Origin of the sequence: Streptomyces pseudogriseolus (genome assembly GCA_002154585.1) — a bacterium.
GTDB lineage: Bacteria > Actinomycetota > Actinomycetes > Streptomycetales > Streptomycetaceae > Streptomyces > Streptomyces pseudogriseolus.
In genome coordinates this window covers 1-19,105 of the sequence record MUNG01000007.1, presented here as the reverse complement: position 1 = coordinate 19,105, position 19,105 = coordinate 1, and the positions used below count along the sequence as shown (strand labels likewise).

20 protein-coding genes are annotated in these 19,105 nt (G+C 73.5%); 6 read left to right on the top strand and 14 right to left on the bottom strand.

Annotated elements, in window-relative coordinates; genetic code table 11:
- Positions 1 to 14: 14 nt before the first annotated feature.
- Positions 15 to 1,673: an MFS transporter gene (locus CCN29_RS00950; protein ID WP_086679563.1), complete on the bottom strand. Its 1,659-nt coding sequence runs from the start codon at positions 1,671 to 1,673 to the stop codon at positions 15 to 17.
- 264 nt (positions 1,674 to 1,937) lie between these two features.
- Here CCN29_RS00950 and CCN29_RS00945 point away from each other — a divergent pair, with 264 nt between their 5' ends.
- Complete coding sequence (locus CCN29_RS00945; protein ID WP_086679560.1) at positions 1,938 to 3,221, top strand: glycosyltransferase family 39 protein; 1,284 nt, start codon at positions 1,938 to 1,940, stop codon at positions 3,219 to 3,221.
- 230 nt (positions 3,222 to 3,451) lie between these two features.
- On the top strand, positions 3,452 to 4,456 hold the full coding sequence (locus CCN29_RS00940) for a phosphatase PAP2 family protein (RefSeq protein ID WP_086679557.1): 1,005 nt from the start codon (positions 3,452 to 3,454) through the stop codon (positions 4,454 to 4,456).
- Between the two features lie 76 nt (positions 4,457 to 4,532).
- On the opposite strand, the gene CCN29_RS00935 is transcribed toward CCN29_RS00940, so the two are convergent.
- Positions 4,533 to 4,748 carry an I78 family peptidase inhibitor gene (locus tag CCN29_RS00935; RefSeq protein WP_006131512.1) on the bottom strand — a complete coding sequence of 72 codons (216 nt, stop codon included), beginning with the start codon at positions 4,746 to 4,748 and terminating at the stop codon, positions 4,533 to 4,535.
- 395 nt (positions 4,749 to 5,143) lie between these two features.
- On the bottom strand, positions 5,144 to 5,794 hold the full coding sequence (locus CCN29_RS00930; RefSeq protein WP_086679554.1) for a LysM peptidoglycan-binding domain-containing protein: 651 nt from the start codon (positions 5,792 to 5,794) through the stop codon (positions 5,144 to 5,146).
- Between the two features lie 551 nt (positions 5,795 to 6,345).
- Here CCN29_RS00930 and CCN29_RS00925 point away from each other — a divergent pair.
- Both CCN29_RS00925 and CCN29_RS00920 read left to right on the top strand, forming a co-directional pair.
- Positions 6,346 to 7,197: a DUF8842 C-terminal domain-containing protein gene (locus tag CCN29_RS00925; protein ID WP_006131514.1), complete on the top strand. Its 852-nt coding sequence runs from the start codon at positions 6,346 to 6,348 to the stop codon at positions 7,195 to 7,197.
- 138 nt (positions 7,198 to 7,335) lie between these two features.
- Positions 7,336 to 7,710, top strand: a complete 375-nt coding sequence (locus CCN29_RS00920; protein WP_086679551.1) for a hypothetical protein — start codon at positions 7,336 to 7,338, stop codon at positions 7,708 to 7,710.
- A 66-nt stretch (positions 7,711 to 7,776) separates the two neighbouring features.
- Here CCN29_RS00920 and der read toward each other — a convergent pair whose 3' ends face one another.
- From der to aroH, 5 genes are all read right to left on the bottom strand, one after another.
- Positions 7,777 to 9,267 (bottom strand): ribosome biogenesis GTPase Der, encoded by a 1,491-nt coding sequence (gene der, locus CCN29_RS00915; protein WP_086679548.1) that lies wholly within the window; start codon positions 9,265 to 9,267, stop codon positions 7,777 to 7,779.
- Positions 9,268 to 9,343: 76 nt separating this feature from the next.
- Positions 9,344 to 9,991 (bottom strand): lysophospholipid acyltransferase family protein, encoded by a 648-nt coding sequence (locus tag CCN29_RS00910; protein ID WP_086679546.1) that lies wholly within the window; start codon positions 9,989 to 9,991, stop codon positions 9,344 to 9,346.
- Positions 9,988 to 10,674 carry a (d)CMP kinase gene (gene cmk, locus CCN29_RS00905; protein WP_086679543.1) on the bottom strand — a complete coding sequence of 229 codons (687 nt, stop codon included), beginning with the start codon at positions 10,672 to 10,674 and terminating at the stop codon, positions 9,988 to 9,990. The genes CCN29_RS00910 and cmk overlap by 4 nt, the downstream gene beginning before the upstream one ends.
- Before the next feature lie 138 nt (positions 10,675 to 10,812).
- Positions 10,813 to 11,898 carry a prephenate dehydrogenase gene (locus CCN29_RS00900; RefSeq protein ID WP_086679541.1) on the bottom strand — a complete coding sequence of 362 codons (1,086 nt, stop codon included), beginning with the start codon at positions 11,896 to 11,898 and terminating at the stop codon, positions 10,813 to 10,815.
- The gene (aroH, locus tag CCN29_RS00895; RefSeq protein ID WP_006131522.1) at positions 11,895 to 12,257 is read right to left on the bottom strand and encodes a chorismate mutase; all 363 of its coding nucleotides are present in this window, start codon (positions 12,255 to 12,257) and stop codon (positions 11,895 to 11,897) included. Before aroH ends, CCN29_RS00900 begins: the two co-directional genes overlap by 4 nt.
- A 193-nt stretch (positions 12,258 to 12,450) precedes the next feature.
- On the opposite strand from aroH, the gene CCN29_RS00890 reads away from it, so the two are divergent.
- Together CCN29_RS00890 and CCN29_RS00885 are read left to right on the top strand one after the other, a co-directional pair.
- On the top strand, positions 12,451 to 12,867 hold the full coding sequence (locus CCN29_RS00890; protein WP_086679539.1) for a Rieske (2Fe-2S) protein: 417 nt from the start codon (positions 12,451 to 12,453) through the stop codon (positions 12,865 to 12,867).
- 22 nt (positions 12,868 to 12,889) lie between these two features.
- Positions 12,890 to 13,633, top strand: a complete 744-nt coding sequence (locus CCN29_RS00885; protein WP_086679537.1) for a nucleotidyltransferase domain-containing protein — start codon at positions 12,890 to 12,892, stop codon at positions 13,631 to 13,633.
- On the opposite strand, the gene CCN29_RS00880 is transcribed toward CCN29_RS00885, so the two are convergent.
- The 6 genes from CCN29_RS00880 to CCN29_RS00855 all read right to left on the bottom strand — a co-directional run bounded on the left by CCN29_RS00880 (position 13,559) and on the right by CCN29_RS00855 (position 18,899).
- Positions 13,559 to 14,317 (bottom strand): nucleotidyltransferase domain-containing protein, encoded by a 759-nt coding sequence (locus CCN29_RS00880; protein WP_086679535.1) that lies wholly within the window; start codon positions 14,315 to 14,317, stop codon positions 13,559 to 13,561. The genes CCN29_RS00885 and CCN29_RS00880 overlap by 75 nt on opposite strands.
- 3 nt (positions 14,318 to 14,320) lie before the next feature.
- Complete coding sequence (locus CCN29_RS00875) at positions 14,321 to 15,343, bottom strand: ADP-ribosylglycohydrolase family protein (RefSeq protein ID WP_006131526.1); 1,023 nt, start codon at positions 15,341 to 15,343, stop codon at positions 14,321 to 14,323.
- Entirely contained in the window at positions 15,340 to 16,059 is a 720-nt protein-coding gene (locus CCN29_RS00870) for an NUDIX hydrolase (RefSeq protein ID WP_031063906.1), read from the bottom strand. Before CCN29_RS00870 ends, CCN29_RS00875 begins: the two co-directional genes overlap by 4 nt.
- Positions 16,060 to 16,138: 79 nt before the next feature.
- The gene (locus CCN29_RS00865) at positions 16,139 to 17,254 is read right to left on the bottom strand and encodes a pseudouridine synthase (RefSeq protein WP_031021727.1); all 1,116 of its coding nucleotides are present in this window, start codon (positions 17,252 to 17,254) and stop codon (positions 16,139 to 16,141) included.
- Positions 17,254 to 17,907, bottom strand: coding sequence for an SMC-Scp complex subunit ScpB (gene scpB / locus CCN29_RS00860; protein WP_086679533.1), 654 nt, complete (start codon positions 17,905 to 17,907; stop codon positions 17,254 to 17,256). The genes CCN29_RS00865 and scpB overlap by 1 nt, the downstream gene beginning before the upstream one ends.
- Entirely contained in the window at positions 17,904 to 18,899 is a 996-nt protein-coding gene (locus tag CCN29_RS00855) for a segregation and condensation protein A (RefSeq protein ID WP_086679531.1), read from the bottom strand. The genes scpB and CCN29_RS00855 overlap by 4 nt, the downstream gene beginning before the upstream one ends.
- Positions 18,900 to 19,105: the final 206 nt, after the last annotated feature.

Here is a 19,105-nt window from a genome sequence, read left to right as displayed (position 1 = left end):
CGGCGCCGACCGCCTCACACCTTCACCCCTGACCCGTGCGTCTCCCGCTGTGCGGGCATGCGCACGGGGGTGTTCTCGGGGGCGACGTCGGCCGGGAAGGTGGCTTCGAAGGCCGGGTCCGGAGGGGCGGTCTCGTCGGGTTCGCAGTGCATCAGGCGGGGGAGGCGCAGGGCCATGGCCGCGCCGGCCAGGAGGAGGCCCGCGCTGACCAGGAGCGTCACGTGCAGGCCGTGCACGAAGGAGTGGCGGGCGGCCGTCCGCAGCGCCTCCCCCGCGGGGCCGCCGAGCCGCGCCGCGACCTCGTACGCCTCGCCGAGCGAGTGCGCCGCCGCGTCGGACGCCCGGGCGGGCACCCCGGGGACCTGGGAGAGGCCGGGCGCGTAGGCCGCGTTCATCACGCTGCCGAGCAGTGCGATGCCGATGCCGGCGCCGAGCTGGTAGGACGTCTCGCCGATCGCCGCCGCCCCGCCCGCCTGCTCCTGCGGGGCCTCGCTGAGCATCGACTCGTACGCGCCGAACAGGGTGGTCTCCAGACCGAAGCCGAGCAGCACGAACCCGCCGAGCAGCAGCGGCGCGTTGTCCTCGCCGCCCATCGCGGTCAACAGCACCACCGCCCCGGCCGTCAGGCAGAAGCCGAGGGAGACCATGCGGCGCGGGCCGAACCGGCGCAGCATCCGGGCGCCCGCCAGGCCCGCGGCCATGGCCGCGACGGTGAGCGGCAGCAGCCGCAGCCCGGTCTCCAGCGGGGACAGTCCCAGCACCAACTGGAGGTACTGCGCCGCGATCAGCTCCAGCCCCACCAGGGCGAGCATGGCCAGCACGATGCAGCCCACCGAGGTGCTGAACGCGGGCCGGGAGAACATCCGCAGGTCGAGCAGCGGATGCTCGCGACGCCGCTGCCGGCGCACGAACAGCACCAGCAGGACGGTCCCGGCGGCCAGCGGCACCAGCGTGGCCGCGCCCAGCTCGCCGGCGCCGAGCCGCTTCACGCCGAGGACCACCGCGAACAGCCCGGCGGCGGCCGTGAGCGCGCCGACCACGTCCCAGGGGCCGTCGCCGTCGCCCTTCGACTCGGGCAGCAGGAGGCGCCCGACGGGCAGGCTGACCAGCATCAGCGGGATGTTGACCAGGAAGACCGAGCCCCACCAGAAGTGCTCCAGCAGGAAGCCGCCGAGCAGCGGCCCGACCGCGGCGCCGACGGCCGCGACGGCGCTCCAGACGCCGATGGCGAGCGCCCGCTCGCGGCGGTCGGGGAAGACCTGGCGCAGGATCGACAGCGTCGCGGGCATGATCATCGCGCCGCCGACGCCGAGCAGCGCCCGCGCGACGATCAGCAGGTGCGCGTCGTCCGCGAAGGCCGCCATGGCCGAGGCCACGCCGAACAGGGTGTAGCCGAGGAGGAGGACACGTCTGCGGCCGACCCGGTCGCCCAGGGTGCCGAACAGGATCAGCAGCGAGGCGCAGACCAGCGGATAGGCGTCGACGATCCAGAGCAGTTCCACCGCGCCGGGCTTGAGGTCCTCGGTGACGGCGGGGACGGCCACGTGCAGCACGGTGGCGTCGACGGCGACCAGCAGCAGGCTGACGCAGAGGACGACGAGCACCACCCACCGGTTGGCACCGGCCCCGGCCGCCCTACGGCGCAGCGAGGCGGCCGTGGTCGTCCCGGACATGTACGTACCTCCCAGAAGTTCCCTCGCGGATGCCGCGGGCTCACGGGGTGGGGGACTCCCCCGTGCCTCGGCCGGAGCGGAGCGGTCGTCCCCGGCCCGCGCGGCGAACGGCGAGTGACACGTCAGAGTACGCGAGGGAACGCCGGGGTCGAGTGGCGGGCCTCTCAACCTCGCGGCCGATCGGTGTGGCGTGCGCCACGTCTTCGCCACGGTTGCCGCGCCGACGCGGGCGGGCCGGTTCCGGGCCGGGTCGATAATCGGCGCGTGACCACCGATCTCGAGACGCGTGCCGCCGCGGCCCGCCCCGGAGCTCCCCGCAGGGCCGCCCCGGCGCTCCTCGGGTACGCCGCCGTGCGTGCCCTGGGCCTGGTCGTCCTGGCCCTGTGGAGCGAGGCACGCGGCACGAGCGCGTACACCTTGCTGACCGCCCGCTGGGACTCCCTCTGGTACACGAGGGTCGCCGAGCTGGGGTACGGCTACGAGGTGCGGCTGCCGAACGGCGACGTGCACTCCAACCTGGCGTTCTTCCCGCTGCTTCCGTGGCTGGAGCGGCTGGCGGCGGCGGTGTCCCCGCTGTCGTACGCCGACGGGGGGTTCGTGGTGAGCCTGCTCGCCTCGCTCGCCGCGGCCTGGGGGATCTTCGCGGTGGCCGACCATCTGTACGGGCCGCGGGCCGGGGTGTGCGCGGTGCTGCTGTGGGCGGTGCTGCCGGTCGGGATCGTGCAGTCGATGGCGTACAGCGAGTCGCTGTTCACGGCGCTGGCGGCCTGGGCGCTGTACGCGGTGCTGACGGGACGCTGGGTGACGGCGGGCCTGCTGGCGGGGCTGGCGGGGCTGACCCGGCCGGTGGGGCTCGCGGTGGTCGCGGCGGTGTGGGCGGCCGGGGCGGCCGCCTTCCTGCGGGAGCGCGCCGGCTCCTCCTTCGTGGGGGACGGCAGCGCGGTCCCGGCGGGCGGCGCGCGCGGCGACGACCACGCCGGTCCGCCGCCGGACGCCCCGCGTACGGGCGCACCGTACGGCGCTCCGCAGCAGCCGCACTCCCCCGGTGTGCGCCTGCGCCGGGCGGCCGGGATGCTGCTCGCGCCCCTCGGAGCCGCCGGGTACGTCCTGTGGGTCGGCGCCCGGACCGGGGACGGCCCGCTGGGCTATCTGGAGGTGCAGGCCGGCTGGCGCAACGGCTTCGACGGCGGCTACGCCTTCGCCCGGTTCGTCGCCGGCCGCTTCACGTCCTTCCCGTCGGCGCTCGCCGGGGTGGCGCTGATCGCGGGCGTGGCCCTGGTGGTGTGGCTCTACGTCCTGTGCGTACGCCGCCGGCAGCCGCTCCCGCTGCTGGTCTACGCCGGCACGGTCACCGCGCTCGCCCTGTGCGCGTCGAGCTACTTCGGGTCGAAGCCGCGGCTGCTGATGCCGGCCTTCCCGCTGCTGCTGCCGCTCGCCCTGGTGCTGGCCCGGGCGCGGACGCGCCTGCTCGCGGCGGGGCTGGGCGCGGCCGCCGCGGCCTCGGCGGCGTACGGCGCCTTCTGGCTGAACGGGTCGGGGCCGCCCTGACCACGCCGCGCGACCGCCCGGTGAGCGGGGCGGTAATTCCGTGCGAGCTCCGGGTGAACCAATTCGTAAGGCTGATAAACCGGGCGCACGACATGCCCAAAACAATTGCGCACGGGGGTTCGGATTCGCCGGAAATAAAGGCCCGGCTGAGAGGAATGCCACATCACATCGTCATCACAAAGCCGCTGAATCGTCGGGGCCGCACACTCACTCGCTGTAACGTCGATTGGGTGCGTACCGAACGGAGTCACACCCGTCTGGACCGGGTGTTCGCGAGGCTGGACCGTGAGCCGGAGCGACCGGCGCACGTCGGCATGCCGCGAATGAGCCGGCACCGGGTGGTGCTCCTCGGCGCGACCCTCGCCTTCTACGCGGCGATCGTGTGGGCCGTGGTGGCCACCTCCTGGCTGGTCCGACTGGACTGGCAGGTCATGTTCTTCCGCCCCTACCAGCAGTGGCCGGAGCTGCACGCCTTCGTCGACTACTACGTGGTGCTGGGCCAGCGCGGCCCCACCGCCGTGATGGTCGCCGCCTGGCTGGGCTGGCGCTCCTGGCGGCAGCACACACTGCGTCCGCTGCTCGCCCTCGGCGTCTCCCTGCTGCTGCTCAACGTCACCGTGGGCGCCGCGAAGTACGGCATGGGGCGGCTCGGGCCGCACTACGCGACCGAGATCGGCTCGAACGAGATGTGGCTCGGCGGGGATATATTTCCCAGCGGCCACACCGCGAACGCCGTGGTGACCTGGGGAATCCTGGCCTACCTGGCCTCCACCCCGCGGGCGCGGCGATGGCTGTCGGCCCTGTCCGCGGTGACGTCCCTGGGCGTCGGCCTGTCCACCGTCTACATCGGCACCCACTGGCTGAGCGACGTGCTGCTGGGCTGGGCGGCGGGCCTGCTGATCCTCCTCGCGCTGCCCTGGTTCGAACCGCTGATCCAGCGGGCCGAGGCACGCATCCTCGCCGTGCGGGACCGGCTGCGCGACCGCCGCGGGGCCAAGGCGCCGGCGCCCGCCCCGGCGGGCCGCCCCGTCGTGGTCCGTCCGCTCACCGAGCGCGCCGCCGACCCGGTGCACGAGCCGGTTCCCGCCGGACGCGCCGCCCGGGCGCCGGTCTATCTCGCGCCCGGCCCGCACACCAGCCGCGCCGAGCGCTCCCCGGTGACGCCCGCGGGCAGCAGACGGCCGCAGCACACCGACCGCCATCCGCGCGGGACGACACCGGCCCCGCGGCCCTGACGGCCCGCCGGACCCGCACACGGACAGGCCGACGGCCCCGGTCCTCGAGCTCGAGGACCGGGGCCGTCGACGTGTCTCAGCCCTTCCAGGCCCGCGCCACCCGGCCGTCCCTCACCTCGAAGTTCAGCCGGCCCACGCGGTACTCCATGGTGACGATCGTCCCCGGCGCCAGGGCCCGTACCGAGGACCAGCCGCGCTCACGCGCGAGGTGCTCGGCCCGGTCGGCGGCGAGGCCGACATAGGCGTCCGGGCTGTCGCTGGGTTCCGTGGGGGGTGTCGGAATGGGTGCCATGCGGCCACGCTATGCCCTGGCCCGGAAACGGGGAAGTCCCCACCGAAGTCGAGGCGGAAGCCGAGGTCCGGACCGTCCGCGGTCACACTTGTGTCACAGGATCACGACGGCGCGGTACGGGCGGCGGTCACCCGAAAGAGCGGTTCCGTGGCGCCCGCACCACATTAACGAGGGAATTCTCGGGTACCGCGTCGCCGACCCGGCAAACCCCGAAAGAATTGTGTCGCGTGAGGTATTCGGGAGCGGCTCGTCGGCGCATTCCCGGACGGCTGCGGTCGGCTCGTGAAACCGATGTGCACAAGAAGTGCGCATTTTCGTCACATGGCGGGCCGGACGGCCGGGGGTCCCTCCGGCGGACAGCCGGAGGGACCCGTGCGCCCGGGCGAGGGGGCGCCTCAGATGTCGAGCCGCTGCCCGGGCACGATCACGTCGGGATCGTCGCCGATGACGTCCCGGTTGGCCGCGTACAGCCGCCGCCAGTCCGTCCCGTACCGGGCGGCGATCCCGCTCAGGGTGTCGCCGGGGCGGACGACGTGGTCGCCGCGGGAGGCGCCCCGGTCAGGGTGACGCTCGGACGGGCGCCCGGGGGCGGCCTGCGCCGTGCTCCGCTCCGTCGCGGCCGGCTTCTGCTCGGCCTCCCGCGCGGGGGCCGGGTCCGCGGCGGGGGCGGGGCCGGACGCCCCGGCGCGGGTGCCGCAGGTGGGCCAGGCGTTCCAGCCCTGCGCGCGCTGGACCTTGGCGGCGATCTCGATCTGCTGGGCCTTGCTCGCCCGGTCGGCCGTCGGGGCGTACACGGTGCCGCCGAAGGCGCGCCAGGTGGAGGCGGAGAACTGGAGCCCGCCGTAGTAGCCGTTGCCGGTATTGATGTGCCAGTCGCCGCCGCTCTCGCACTGGGCGATGCGGTCCCACACCCCGTCGTCCGCGGCCGCGGCGCCGCCTGCGGCGGCGAGCAGTCCGAGCGGTGCGAGCAGGACCGCGCCGGCCAGGACGGCCGCCGGGCGGACCCTGCGGGCGTCACGACGGGAGTTGTCGGCACATGCGGACATGGAGATCCTTCCCCGAGGACCCGGGCTCCCCCGGGCGGTGCGCCGCCCGCGCGTCATGGGACGCGCGGGCCGCGGCCGCCCCGTCCGCCGTCGGGGTGATGCGTCGTGACACATCGGTGGTGCGTGTGGTGCGGTCGGCGGACGTACCCGAGCGGTGCTCGTTGCACCCGGCGGAGGAATGTAAGGAGCCGCGGGTACCGGGATCAACCAACGGCCCGTCGTGCCTGGCCAGTTGAGACTTACCCTGGGTATCGGCGATTTTCGGCCACCCACTTCATTGCGCGATTTCCGGATTTGTCGACCATGACGCGGAGCAAACCGTGAGGCACCTCACCCCGTCAAACCCCTTGCGCTCGCGGCGAGTTGACGTTGAGTGCCGGATTCCGCACCGACGGTGACCCTGCGCGCTGGATGGTTCGATTCCGTTCGCCGTAAGGCGTGACTCCCGCCACAGATCGCCCGTTGTCTTCTTCATGAGCCGGGGACCCACCCGGACCACGGGCCGGGAGCCACCCGGCCTCGCCACGCACCGCATCCCGAGGGAGCCACCCGTGCCGCGCATGCTCGACGTCAGCGACGAGGTACGCGCCGAGATCGGCGACGAAGAAGCAGCCCGCCTGCTCGCCGGAGAGTCCGCCCCGGGCAGTTACGACTGCACCTCCTGCCGTACCCCGGGCGACTCGGAGCAGGAGCGCACCAGCACCGTCCTGTTCATCGGCGACGAGACCGCCGTGCTCGCCTTCGCCCACGCCACCTGCCTGCCTTCGCAGGTCGTCCAGGTCACCGAGGAACAGCTCCAGGGAGCCGTGCGGTCCATCGGCGCCGGGGGCGCGGAGTCGCAGCAGCAGGTTCCGCAGGGGCATCAGCCGCAGTACGGCGGGCAGGCGCAGGACGTCCGGCAGCCGCAGCAGCCCGCCGACCTCGTGCCCGAGCAGGCCGTGCTGGGGGTGACCAGCGGGCTGGTGCTGATCCAGGGCGAGCTGCACCCCGCCCTGGTGGTCGAGCCGACCGCCCCGGTCGCCCGGCCCGGCACGTTCGGCTCCGGCGACGACTTCCTGCCGCTGCTGATCGAGCAGGGCTTCATGCCGCTCACGGAGCTGGCCGCCGTGCCGCCGGTGCTGCACGGGTGGTCGGTGCTGCTCGCGGCGGGGCAGCTGCACGCCGTGCTCCAGCCGAACCCGAGCGGCGGGCGACCGGTGGCGTGGTGGCAGGCGCACCAGCCGCTTCAGGTCACCGACGGGTGGCGGGCGGCGGCGAACAAGCATCAGCAGGTGCTGATGTTCGCCGCGCCGGTGGGGTCCATCGGGCGGCAGCCGCGGGAGGATCTGATGCGGGATGCGTTGGACAAGGCCGCGGCCGGGGGGAAGCTGGTGGGGGCGGCGTTGCCGCTGGCGGGGATCTGAGACGGGTCGCTTCCTGTGGTGCGTCGGCCGGCCGCCGGTGGGGGTCGGGCGCGCAGATCCCCGCGCCCCTGAGGGGTGCTGCCTGCGAAAACTGGCGGGGGGCCGCATCCCTTGTGGGGCGGGGTCGTTTGGAGATACGTGCACGCATATGACGCTCCCCGCCGCCAGTCCCTCGCCTCGGTTCCCGTGCCCGTGCGCCCGGCGCAGGACTCCCGGAGCGGCCACTCGGCCACGCCGATCTACGACGCCCTCTACGCCGAGTACGTCAAGTCCTTCCGGACGCTGCCGGGTGACCGCAGCGGTGAGGAGGACTGGGGCTTCACCGGCTTCGGCAACATCCCGCACAGTACGGGCGGGTACCGGGAACACAGTCCCGGGTCGTTCGGCGCGTCCCTCGTGCGGTCCGCCGTGGAGCCGCCGCAGTGGCAGCGCGTGGGCGCGGTGGGCCGCGGGACGAACGAGATGCACCATGTGCCGGCCGGGCTGCCCCCGGCCCCCCGCAGCGGCACCTGACCGGACACGGCGAAGGGGCGGTCCCGGCAGCGGGACCGCCCCTTCGTCACGTCGGGCCGCGGACGGCTACTTCTTCCGCCCGCGCTTCTCCCGCACCCGCACCGAGATGTGGATGGGCGTGCCCTCGAAGCCGAACTCCTCGCGCAGCCGGCGCTCGATGAAGCGCCGGTAGCCCGCCTCGATGAAGCCGGAGGCGAACAGCACGAAGCGGGGCGGCCGGGTGCCGGCCTGGGTGCCGAACAGGATGCGCGGCTGCTTGCCGCCCCGCACGGGGTGCGGGTGGGCGGCGACCAGCTCGCCGAGGAAGGCGTTCAGGCGGCCCGTGGGGACCCGGGTCTCCCAGCCGGCCAGCGCCGTCTCGATCGCCGGGACGAGCTTCTCCATGTGGCGGCCGGTGCGCGCCGAGACGTTGACCCGAGGCGCCCAGGCGACCTGGCCGAGCTCCGTCTCGATCTCCCGCTCCAGGTAGTAGCGGCGCTCCTCGTCGAGGGTGTCCCACTTGTTGTAGGCGAGGACGAGGGCGCGGCCCGCCTCGACGGCCATGGTGACGATCCGCTGGTCCTGCACCGAGATGGAGTCGGCGGCGTCGATGAGGACGACGGCCACCTCCGCCTTCTCGACGGCCGCGGCGGTGCGCAGCGAGGCGTAGTAGTCGGCGCCCTGCTGGAGGTGGACCCGCTTGCGGATGCCCGCCGTGTCGACGAACTTCCAGGTCTTGCCGCCGAGTTCGATCATCTCGTCGACCGGGTCACGGGTGGTGCCGGCGAGTTCGTTGACGACGACCCGCTCCTCCCCCGCGACCTTGTTCAGCAGCGAGGACTTGCCGACGTTGGGCCGGCCGATCAGGGCGACGCGGCGCGGCCCGCCGACGGCCGTGCCGAAGGTCTGCGCGGGCGCCTCGGGCAGCACCTCGAGGACCTGGTCCAGCATGTCGCCGGTGCCGCGTCCGTGCAGCGCGGAGACCGGGTACGGCTCGCCCAGGCCCAGGGACCACAGGTAGGCCGCATCGGCCTCGCCGCTCGGGCCGTCCACCTTGTTGGCGCACAGCACGACCGGCTTGCCCGCCTTGCGCAGCAGACGCACGACGGCCTCGTCGGTGTCGGTGGCGCCGACCTTGGCGTCCACCACGAAGACGACCGCGTCGGCGGCGTCGATGGCGTACTCGGCCTGGGCGGCGACCGAGGCGTCGATGCCGAGGACGTCCTGCTCCCAGCCGCCGGTGTCGACGACCTTGAAGCGGCGGCCCGCCCACTCGGCCTCGTAGGTGACGCGGTCGCGGGTGACGCCCGGCTTGTCCTCGACGACGGCCTCACGGCGGCCGATGATGCGGTTCACCAGGGTCGACTTGCCGACATTGGGGCGGCCGACGACGGCGAGCACCGGGAGCGGGCCGTGGCCCGCCGCCTCGATGGCGCCCTCCACGTCCTCGAGGTCGAAGCCCTCCTCCGCGGCGAGCTCCATGAACTCCGCGAACTCGGCATCGCCCAGCGCCCCGTGATCGTGCTCGTGCGCAGCGTCGTGCGCGTCCGAGCCGCCGGGCTCGATGTGGTCGTTCATGAAGTCCGTACCTCGTCGTTCATCGTGGTGATCGGTGGAGCCCCGCGGGGCGGAGATCCACTACTGGAAGTGTCGCTCAGCGGCCGGTGAGGCGCCTGGCGTTCTCCAGGTGAGCGGTGAGCTGCTTCTGGATGCGTGCCGTCGCCTCGTCCAGCGCCTTGCGCGTACGTCTCCCGCTCCCGTCGCCGGCGTCGAACGGGTCGCCGAAGACGACGTCGACACGGGAGCGCAGCGGGGGCAGTGCCTTTATCAACCGGCCGGGCCGGTCGGAACTTCCCAGGACGGCGACCGGCACGATCGGCGCCCCGCCGCGCACCGCGAAGTACGCGAGCCCGGCGCGGATCGAGGCGAAGTCGCCCTCGCCGCGGGTGCCCTCGGGGAAGATGCCGAGGACGCCGCCCTGCTCCAGCACGCCCAGCGCCCGCGCGATCGCGGTGCGGTCGGTGGAGTGCCGGTCGACCTTGACCTGGCCGATGCCGGTCAGGAACGGGTCGAGCGGGCCGACGAACGCCTCCTTCTTGATCAGGAAGTGCGTCGGCCGGGGCGCCACGCCCATGACCATGGGCCCGTCGATGTTGTGGGCGTGGTTGACGGCGAGGATCACCGGGCCGGCCGCGGGGACCCGCCAGGAGCCCAGCACCCGCGGCTTCCACAGCCCGTACATCAGGCCGACGCCGATGCGCCGCCCGACCTCGGCGCCCCGCGTCGAGGGAACGTCGGTCACTTCCCCGCCCGCTTCTCCTCGACGAGGGTGACGACGCACTCGACGACCTGCTGGAGGGTCAGCTCGGTGGTGTCCACCTCGACCGCGTCGCCGGCCTTGGCCAGCGGGGAGGTCTTGCGGCTGGAGTCGGCCGCGTCCCGCCTGATCAGGGCTTCGCGGGTGGTGTGCAGGTCGGCGCCCTTGAGTTCGCCGCTGCGGCGGGCGGCGCGGGCCTCCGGGGAGGCGGTGAGGAAGATCTTCAGGTCGGCGTCCGGGAGCACGGTGGTGCCGATGTCGCGGCCCTCGACGACGATGCCGGTGACGGCGGAGGCGGCGATGGCGCGCTGGAGCTCCGTGATCCTGGCGCGCACCTCGGGTACCGCGCTGACGGCGCTGACCTTGGCGGTGACGTCCTGCTCGCGGATCGGTCCGGCCACGTCCACGCCGTCGACGGTGATCGTCGGGTTCTCGGGGTCGGTGCCGGAGAGGATCTCGGGCTTGGCGGCCGCGGCGGCGATCGCGGGGGGGTCCGCCGTGTCGATGCCGTTGGTCACCATCCACCAGGTGATCGCCCGGTACTGGGCGCCGGTGTCCAGGTAGCTCAGCCCGAGCTGCGCCGCCACGGCCTTCGACGTGCTCGACTTGCCCGTGCCGGAGGGACCGTCGATGGCGACGATCACGGGCTTGGCGGCGCCGTTTTCCACGGAGGAACACCTTCCTGGTGCGGTGGGGTGGGGTGTGCGGGGCGTGGACACGCCCCGCACCAGATTACTGGCTCCCGGGAACCCCTCCGACATGCGGACGCCCTCTCCCGCCCGGGGGGACGGGCGGGGAGACGGGTGTCACTGCCGGATCGCCCAGCCCCGGTCACGCAGCGCGGCCGTGAGGACCGGGGCGGCCTTGGGTTCGACCATGAGCTGGATGAGACCGGCCTGCTGTCCGGTGGCGTGCTCGATGCGGACGTCCTCGACGTTGACCCCGGCGCGCTCGGCGTCGGCGAAGATGCGGGCGAGCTGGCCGGGCTGGTCGTCGATGAGGACCGTGACGGTCTCGTAGACGCGCGGGGCGGAGCCGTGCTTGCCGGGGACGCGGACCTGGCCGGCGTTGCCGCGGCGCAGCACGTCCTCGATGCCGGTGCCGCCCTTGCGGCGCTCGTCCTCGTCGGAGGACTGCAGTGCGCGCAGGGCGCGGACGGTCTCCTCCAGGTCCGCGGCGACATCGGTGAGCAGGTCGGCGACGGGGCCGGGGTTGGCGGAGAGGATGTCGATCCACATCCGTGGATCGGAGGCGGCGATCCGGGTTACGTCCCGGATGCCCTGGCCGCAGAGCCGTACGGCGGCCTCGTCGGCGTGCTCCAGGCGGGCGGCGACCAGGCTGGACACCAGGTGCGGCATGTGGGAGACGAGGGCCACGGCGCGGTCGTGGGCGTCGGCGTCCATCACGACCGGCACGGCACGGCAGTGCGACACCAGTTCCAGGGCGAGGTTGAGGACCTCGGTGTCGGTGTCGCGGGTGGGGGTGAGCACCCAGGGGCGGCCCTCGAAGAGGTCGCCGGTGGCGGCCAGCGGGCCGGACTTCTCCCGGCCGGACATGGGGTGGGTGCCGAGGTAGGGGGTGAGGTCGAGGCCGCGCGCCTGGAGTTCGCGGCGCGGGCCGCCCTTGACGCTGGCGACGTCGATGTAGCCGCGGGCGAGGCCGCGCCGCATCGCGTCGGCGAGCACGCCGGCGACGTGCGCGGGAGGGGCGGCGACGATCGCCAGGTCCACCGGGCCTTCGGGCGCCTGGTCGGTGCCGGCGCCGAGGGCGGCGGCGGTGCGGGCCTGCTCGGGGTCGTGGTCGGCGAGGTGGACGGCGACGCCCCGCCGGTTCAGGGCGAGGGCGGCGGAGGTGCCGATCAGTCCGGTGCCGATGACGAGGGCGGTTCTCACTGGGCGATGTCCTTGCGCAGGGCGGCCGCGGCGCCGAGGTAGACGTGGGCGATGTCGGAGCGGGGCCGGTCGGACTCGATGTGCGCGAGGAGGCGGACGACGCGGGGCATGGCGCCCTCGATGTCGAGTTCCTGCGCGCAGATGAGGGGCACGTCGACGATGCCCAGCTTGCGGGCCGCCGCGGCCGGGAAGTCGCTGTGCAGGTCGGGGGTGGCCGTGAACCAGATGCTGATCAGGTCGTCGGGGTGGAGCTCGTTGCGCTCCAGCACGGCGGTGAGCAGGGCCCCGACCTGCTCCTCCATGTGTCCGGCCTCGTCCCGCTCCAACTGGACGGCCCCCCGGACCGCGCGTACCGCCACGACGATGCTCCCTTGCTGACGTGCGTAAAGGCTGTTCGGTCGTCCAGCGTAGCCAGCTCCGGGCCGGGCCGGTGCCGGGCGACCGCCCGCTGAGACGGCCGGTATGCGCACCGGGTGACGTTTCGCCGGTATTGCTGGCTTCGTTCCGTATGCGGTGTCAGGATGCGGCGACAGCGATCCAGGGAGTGACGAGATGACCACACGGGCGACACGGCGCACCGTCCTGCTCGCATCGGGCGCGGCGGCGCTGGCCGTGGGCTGCGGCTCGGAGGACGGCGGGGCCGGGACGCCGTCGGACACGGCGGAGGGCGAGGGGACGCCCGGGCAGGAGCTGCTGCCGGTGGCGGACGTGCCGGTGGGCGGGGGCAGGATCCTCGAGGCGGAGGAGATCGTGGTCACCCAGCCCGAGGAGGGTGAGTTCAAGGCCTTCTCGGCGGTCTGCACGCACCAGAGGTGCCTGGTCTCCGAGGTCGCGGACGGCACGATCGACTGCCCCTGTCACGGCAGCCGCTTCCGTGTCGCCGACGGCTCGGTGGAGCGGGGCCCGGCGACCCGGCCGCTGCCCGAGGAGCGGATCACGGTGGACGGAAACACGATTCGCCGGGCGTGATCCGCCGCGTACGCTGCCGGGCATGCGCCCCGAGAGCCTGGTCACGGACCACACGATCTACGCCTGTGTCATGGGCTCCCGCGCCTTCGGTCTGGCCACGGAGTCCAGCGACACCGACCTCCGGGGCGTGTTCCTGGCGCCCACTCCCCTGTTCTGGGGTTTCGAGAAGCCGCCCACGCATGTCGAGGGACCGGCGGAGGAGCAGTTCAGCTGGGAGCTGGAGCGGTTCTGCGAGCTGGCGCTGCGCGGCAACCCCAACGTCCTGGAGTGCCTGCACTCCCCGCTGGTGGAGCACGCCGACGCCACCGGCCGCGAGCTGCTGTCGCTGCGCGGCGCGTTCCTGTCCCGCGCGGTCCACGGCACGTTCGTCCGGTACGCCCACGGCCAGCGCCGCAAGCTGGACGCCGACGTCCGTACCCACGGCGCCCCGCGCTGGAAGCACGCCATGCACCTGCTCCGCCTCCTGACCAGCGCCCGCGACCTGCTGCGCACGGGCGTGCTCACGGTGGACGTGGGCGACCGGCGTGAGGAGCTGCTGGCGGTGAAGCGTGGCGAGGTGCCGTGGGCGGAGGTGGAGACCCGTATGAACCGCCTGGCAGCCGAGGCCGAGGAGGCGGCGGCCCATACCCCGCTCCCGGAGGAACCGGACCGCCGGCGGGTGGAGGACTTCCTGATCCGCACCCGCCGCGCCTCAGCCCTTGAGCCGTACCCGCACGAGGAGGTCGTGCAGGGCGTCGAGCCCACCGGGCGCATCGGGCAGCCCTGACGCCACCTGCGCGGCATCCAGCACCCCGTGCAGCCGCTCCACGTCGTCCCGCACCCGCTCCCGGTCGACGTCGGCGCCCCCGTGCTCCCGCTCCGCCTTGGCGTCGATCAGCTCCGTCAGGTACGCCGGGGCCTCCCCCGCCTCCCCGGCCAGTGTGGGCAGGTGCGCCTGGACCTCACCGGTGCGCATCAGGTGGATGCCGGTGAGCAGCGCCCGGAAGGTGTACAGCAGCGGCTTCAGTTCGCCGGTCTTCTCGAACAGGCGCCACTGGGTGCCCGCGAACCCCCGGTAGTGGTGGGCGTGGTGGCTGGTGAGCACTCCGGGCGCGAGGGCGGCCAGTTCCCGGTGCGCCTCGGTGGTGTGCACGACCAGCGGGGAGAGCAGCTGCTCGAGGACGTAGCCGTTGCGCCGCAGCATCAGCCGGACGAACTTGCGCACGTCGTGGGTGACCAGGTCCATCTCGACGCCGTCCCGCTCCCACATCCGGGACCGGGTCTCGTCCGGTTCGCGCAGTCCGACCAGGGCGGCGGCCGGCAGCAGGTGGGCGCCGCGCAGGTCCACGTCCGAGTCGCGGGACGGGAAGCCGTAGAGGTGCGCCCCGGAGACGGTGGCGAACAGCACCGGATCGGGCTGCTGCGCGATCACCGGGCGCAGGTCGAGGTCGAGGTCGCGGGCGTCGGTCATCGCTCAGGCGTCCCAGAGCGTGCCGAGGGCCAGCAGCTCGTCGCGGTACTCGATGCGGTCCGCCCAGTCGGCGGGCCAGGCGCCCGCGCCCAGGTAGGCGCCCGCGAAGGCCCCGGCGAGGCAGGCGAGGGAGTCGGAGTCGCCGGAGGTGCAGGCGGCGCGGCGCAGGGCCGTCAGGGGCTCGTCGACGAAGAGGAGGAAGCAGAGCAGGCCGGTCGCCAGTGCCTCCTCGGCGATCCAGCCCTCGCCGGTGGCCCTGCACGGGTCGGTCTCCGGGGAGACGGTGCGTACGGCCTCCTGGAGGCGGCCCAGTATCTCCAGGCACTCGTCCCAGCCGCGCGCGATGAAGTGCTCGGGGCTGGGATCCTGGGCGCGGGTCCACAGGTCGCCGAGCCAGAACTCGTGGTAGCGGGTGCGGTTGTCGTAGGCGTAGGAGCGCAGCAGGCCGATCAGGCCGGCCGGTTCGGCGCCTTCCGCCAGCAGCCGTACGGCGTGCGCGGTGAGGTCGGAGGCGGCGAGCGCGGTGGGGTGGCCGTGGGTGAGGGCGGACTGCAACTGGGCCGCGCCCGCGCGCTGTTCGTCGGTGAGGCCGGGGGCGAGGCCGATCGGGGCGACGCGCATGTTGGCGCCGCAGCCCTTGGAGTGGACCTGGCTCGCGTCCTGCCAGGGCCGGTCATCGCGGGACAGCAACTGGCAGGCCTTGAGGCAGGTGTTGCCGGGCGCGCGGTTGTTCTCCGGGGAGCGCCACCACTCCACGAACTCCTCGCGCACCGGCCGCTCCAGGCGCTTCGGACCGAGCGTCCCCCGGTCCATGGCGGTGCGCAGGCCCCGCCCGAGCGCGAGCGTCATCTGCGTGTCGTCGGTGACGATCGCCGGCTTCGGCAGGTCCAGGTCACGCCAGTCGCCGTACGTGGCGAGGATCGAGGGGACGTCCTTGAACTCGGTGGGGAAGCCCAGCGCGTCCCCGAGGGCGAGTCCGGTGAGCGCTCCGGTCGCGGCGCGCTTGGTGACGGCGGTCGTGGTCATGCGGGACGTCCTTCCGGGACGGGCCGGAGCAGCGGCGGATGGAGGGCGGCGGCGGTGCCCGCGCGGTAGAGCGCGGCGGGCTTGCCCCGGCCGCCGGTGAGGCGCGCGGCGCCGGGGACGGCCTCGACGAAGCCGGGGGTGGCGAGCACCTTGCGCCGGAAGTTGGGGCGGTCCAGGGTCGTGCCCCAGACGGTCTCGTAGACCTGCTGGAGCTCCCCTAGGGTGAACTCCGGCGGGCAGAAGGCGGTGGCGAGTCCGGTGTACTCGAGCTTCGCGCCGATCCTGTCCCGCGCGTCGGCGAGGATCCGGTCGTGGTCGAAGGCCAGCTCCCGCGCCGCGTCGTACGGGGTCCAGCGGGCCTGGGCCGCGTCGCCCCCGCCGTGCGCCTCGGGGGCGTCGGGCAGCAGGGCGGCGAAGGCGACGGACACCACGCGCATCCGGGGGTCCCGGCCGGGCTCGCTGTAGGTGCGCAGCTGCTCCAGGTGCAGGCCGGTGACGTCCGTCAGGCCGGTCTCCTCGCCCAGTTCACGCCGGGCGGCGCGCTCCGCGGACTCGTCGGGCCGCAGGAAGCCCCCGGGCAGCGCCCAGCGGCCGGCGTACGGCTCCTGGCCGCGTTCGACGAGCAGGACGTGCAGCGCGCCCTCGCGGATCGTGAACACGGCGAGGTCGACGGTCACGGCGAAGGGCTCGAAGGCGTGCTTGTCGTAGCCGTCCACGACGACCTCCACCCCCTTTAATAGTCAGTGCGACTATTAAAGGGGGTGGAGGCTCGGGGCGCAAGCCCTTGAAGGCGACCTACAGGTCGACCTCCTTCATCAGCATCCCGACCTCGGTGTTCGACAGCCGCCGCAGCCAGCCCGACTTCTGGTCGCCCAGGGTGATCGGCCCGAAGGCGGTGCGCACCAGCTTGTCGACCGGGAAGCCGGCCTCCGCGAGCATGCGGCGCACGATGTGCTTGCGGCCCTCGTGCAGGGTCACCTCGACGAGGTAGTTCTTGCCGGTCTGCTCCACCACCCGGAAGTGGTCGGCGCGGGCGTACCCGTCCTCGAGCTGGATGCCGTCCTTGAGCCGCTTGCCCAGGTCGCGCGGGATGGGCCCGACGATGTGCGCAAGGTAGGTCTTCTTCACCCCGTACTTCGGGTGGGTCAGCCGGTGCGCCAGCTCGCCGTGGTTGGTGAGCAGGATGACGCCCTCGGTCTCGGTGTCGAGCCGGCCGACGTGGAAGAGCCGGGTCTCACGGTTGGTGACGTAGTCACCGAGGCACTGGCGGCCCTCCGGGTCCTCCATGGTGGAGACCACCCCGGCGGGCTTGTTCAGCGAGAAGAACTGGTACGACTGCGTCGCCACGGTCAGGCCGTCGACCTTGACCTCGTCCTTCTCCGGGTCGACCCGCTTGCCCTGCTCCAGCACGATCTCGCCGTTGACCTCGACCCGCGCCTGCTCGATCAGCTCCTCGCAGGCGCGCCGCGAGCCGTAGCCGGCCCGGGCGAGCACCTTCTGGAGCCGTTCGCCCTCCTGCTCGGCGCCCGGGAAGGTCTTCGGGAGCTTCACGTCCTTCTTGCCCGCGTACCGCTCCCGGTTGCGCTCCTCGGCCCGCGTCTCGTACTCGCGGGACGTCGCCGGGACCGAGCGGCCCCGCTGCAGGGGCTTCCTCGGCCCGCCCTTGGCGCCGCCGCGGGCCGTCGGCCCACGGCCCGACTTGGGGCCCTCCTGGGAGGCGCCGGGGCCCACGTCGTAGCGCCGCTCCTCCGGGCGCGGCTTCTTCGGACGACCGCCCTGCCGGTCGTCGCGGTTGGTGCCGGCGCCGCGGTGGCCGCCTCGGCCACCGCCGCTCCCGCCGCGGCCGCCGCTGTTGCCACCACGGCTCCCGCCGTTGTTTCCGCTGCTGTTCCTGCCGCTGCTGCTTCGCATCAAAGTTCCGTCTTGTCGTCTGCGTCCTCGGAATCCGGGGCGTCCGGATCGAACGACGGCAACCCTTCCTGGGTCTCGGCCTCGATCGCCTCCGCCTCCGGGAGGAAGGGCGCGAGCTCCGGGAGCTCGTCCAGACCGCGCAGGCCCATCCGCTCCAGGAAGTAGTTCGTCGTCGAGTACAGGATCGCACCTGTTTCGGGTTCCGTGCCCGCCTCCTCGATCAGACCCCGCTGGAGGAGGGTGCGCATCACGCCGTCACAGTTGACCCCGCGCACCGCGGAGACCCTGCTGCGGCTGACCGGCTGCCGGTACGCGACGACCGCGAGGGTCTCCAGCGCGGCCTGGGTGAGGCGGGCCTGCTGGCCGTCCAGGACGAAGCCCTCGACGGCGGCGGCGTACTCGGGGCGGGTGTAGAAGCGCCAGCCGCCGGCGACCCGGCGCAGCTCGAAGCCGCGGCCCTGGACGGTGTACTCGTCCGCCAGCTCGGCCAGCGCGTCGGCGACCTGGCGGCGCGGGCGCTCCAGGATCTTCGCCAGGTGCTCCTCGGTCGCGGGCTCGTCCACGACCATCAGCACGGCCTCCAGCGCCGGCTTCAGGTCCAGGTCCGCCACCTGGCTCGCCCCCGCCGGGGCGCCGCTCGTGTCCTCGCTCACGGTGTCCTCTCCTCCTGGGGCGGCTCGGGCGGCCGGTCGAACTCGTCGGTGACCGCGGGTACGGCGTCCCCGTCGCCGCCCGTCCAGCGCACGGTCAGCTCGCCCAGCGCGGTCTCCTGGTCCAGGGCGACGGCCTTCTCCCGATACAGCTCGAGGAGGGCCAGGAACCGGGCGACGACGGTCAGGGTGTCGTCGGTGTCCTCCACCAGCGCCCGGAAACTGGCCTCGCCCAGCTCCTTGAGCCGGGCCACGACGATCCCGGCCTGCTCCTGCACGCTGACCAGCGGGGCGTGGATGTGGTCCACGTACACCTGCGGCTTGGGCTTGGGCTGCATGGCCTTGACCGCGAGCCTGGCGAACCCCTCGGGCCCGATGCTGATGACCACGTCCGGCAGCAGCTCCGCGTGATGCGGCTCAAGACCGACGGTACGGGGGAACCGGCGCGCCTCGTCGTCCAGCCTGCGGCTGAAGATGTCGGCGATCTGCTTGTACGCGCGGTACTGCAACAGCCGCGCGAACAGCAGGTCGCGCGCCTCCAGCAGGGCGAGGTCGGCCTCGTCCTCCACCTCGGCGGCGGGCAGCAGCCGGGCCGCCTTGAGGTCGAGCAGCGTGGCGGCGACGACGAGGAACTCGGTCGTCTCGTCCAGGTCCCAGTCGGGTCCGAGCGCCCGGATGTACGCCATGAACTCGTCCGTCACCTTGGACAACGCGACCTCGGTGACGTCCAACTTGTGCTTGGCGATCAACTGCAACAGCAGATCGAACGGCCCCTCGAAGTTCGCCAACCGAACCTTGAACCGCCCGTCCCCGGCGCCCTCGACATCCTCGGCCCCCGAGGACACGGCCGGCTGCGCACCCCCCTGGGGCACCTCCCGCCCCTGTCCACCCCCGCGGGCACGCTCCTCGGCGCGCGAGGCGCCCTCGGGGCCGGCCAGCCCGGGCCGGGCGGCGACCGGGTCCGGGCGCACGGCAGCCGACACCGACCCGCGCACCGGGCCCTCGCCGACAGGCCCCTCAATGGGCGCCGCCGGCGCGGCAACGGGAGGGTCGTCGGGCGCACCCACGTCAGGGGCTCCGGTCGGCGCCGCCGGCGTGTCGCAGGGCCCGGCCTCGTCCGCGGACGCGGCCTGCGGGCCCGGCTCCGCCCCGGTGAGGGGTTCCCCGTCCCGTGGGGTGGCCGGGCCGCGGCCCAGGGGGC

Excerpts from the sequence above, each read along its gene's own strand:
- CCN29_RS00950 (WP_086679563.1), bottom strand. The coding sequence starts at position 1,673 with ATGTCCGGGACGACCACGGCCGCCTCGCTGCGCCGTAGGGCGGCCGGG.
- CCN29_RS00935 (WP_006131512.1), bottom strand. The coding sequence starts at position 4,748 with ATGGCACCCATTCCGACACCCCCCACGGAACCCAGCGACAGCCCGGAC.
- CCN29_RS00930 (WP_086679554.1), bottom strand. The coding sequence starts at position 5,794 with ATGTCCGCATGTGCCGACAACTCCCGTCGTGACGCCCGCAGGGTCCGC.
- der (WP_086679548.1), bottom strand. The coding sequence starts at position 9,267 with ATGAACGACCACATCGAGCCCGGCGGCTCGGACGCGCACGACGCTGCG.
- CCN29_RS00890 (WP_086679539.1), top strand. The coding sequence starts at position 12,451 with ATGACCACACGGGCGACACGGCGCACCGTCCTGCTCGCATCGGGCGCG.
- CCN29_RS00885 (WP_086679537.1), top strand. The coding sequence starts at position 12,890 with ATGCGCCCCGAGAGCCTGGTCACGGACCACACGATCTACGCCTGTGTC.
- CCN29_RS00880 (WP_086679535.1), bottom strand. The coding sequence starts at position 14,317 with ATGACCGACGCCCGCGACCTCGACCTCGACCTGCGCCCGGTGATCGCG.
- CCN29_RS00875 (WP_006131526.1), bottom strand. The coding sequence starts at position 15,343 with ATGACCACGACCGCCGTCACCAAGCGCGCCGCGACCGGAGCGCTCACC.
- CCN29_RS00865 (WP_031021727.1), bottom strand. The coding sequence starts at position 17,254 with ATGCGAAGCAGCAGCGGCAGGAACAGCAGCGGAAACAACGGCGGGAGC.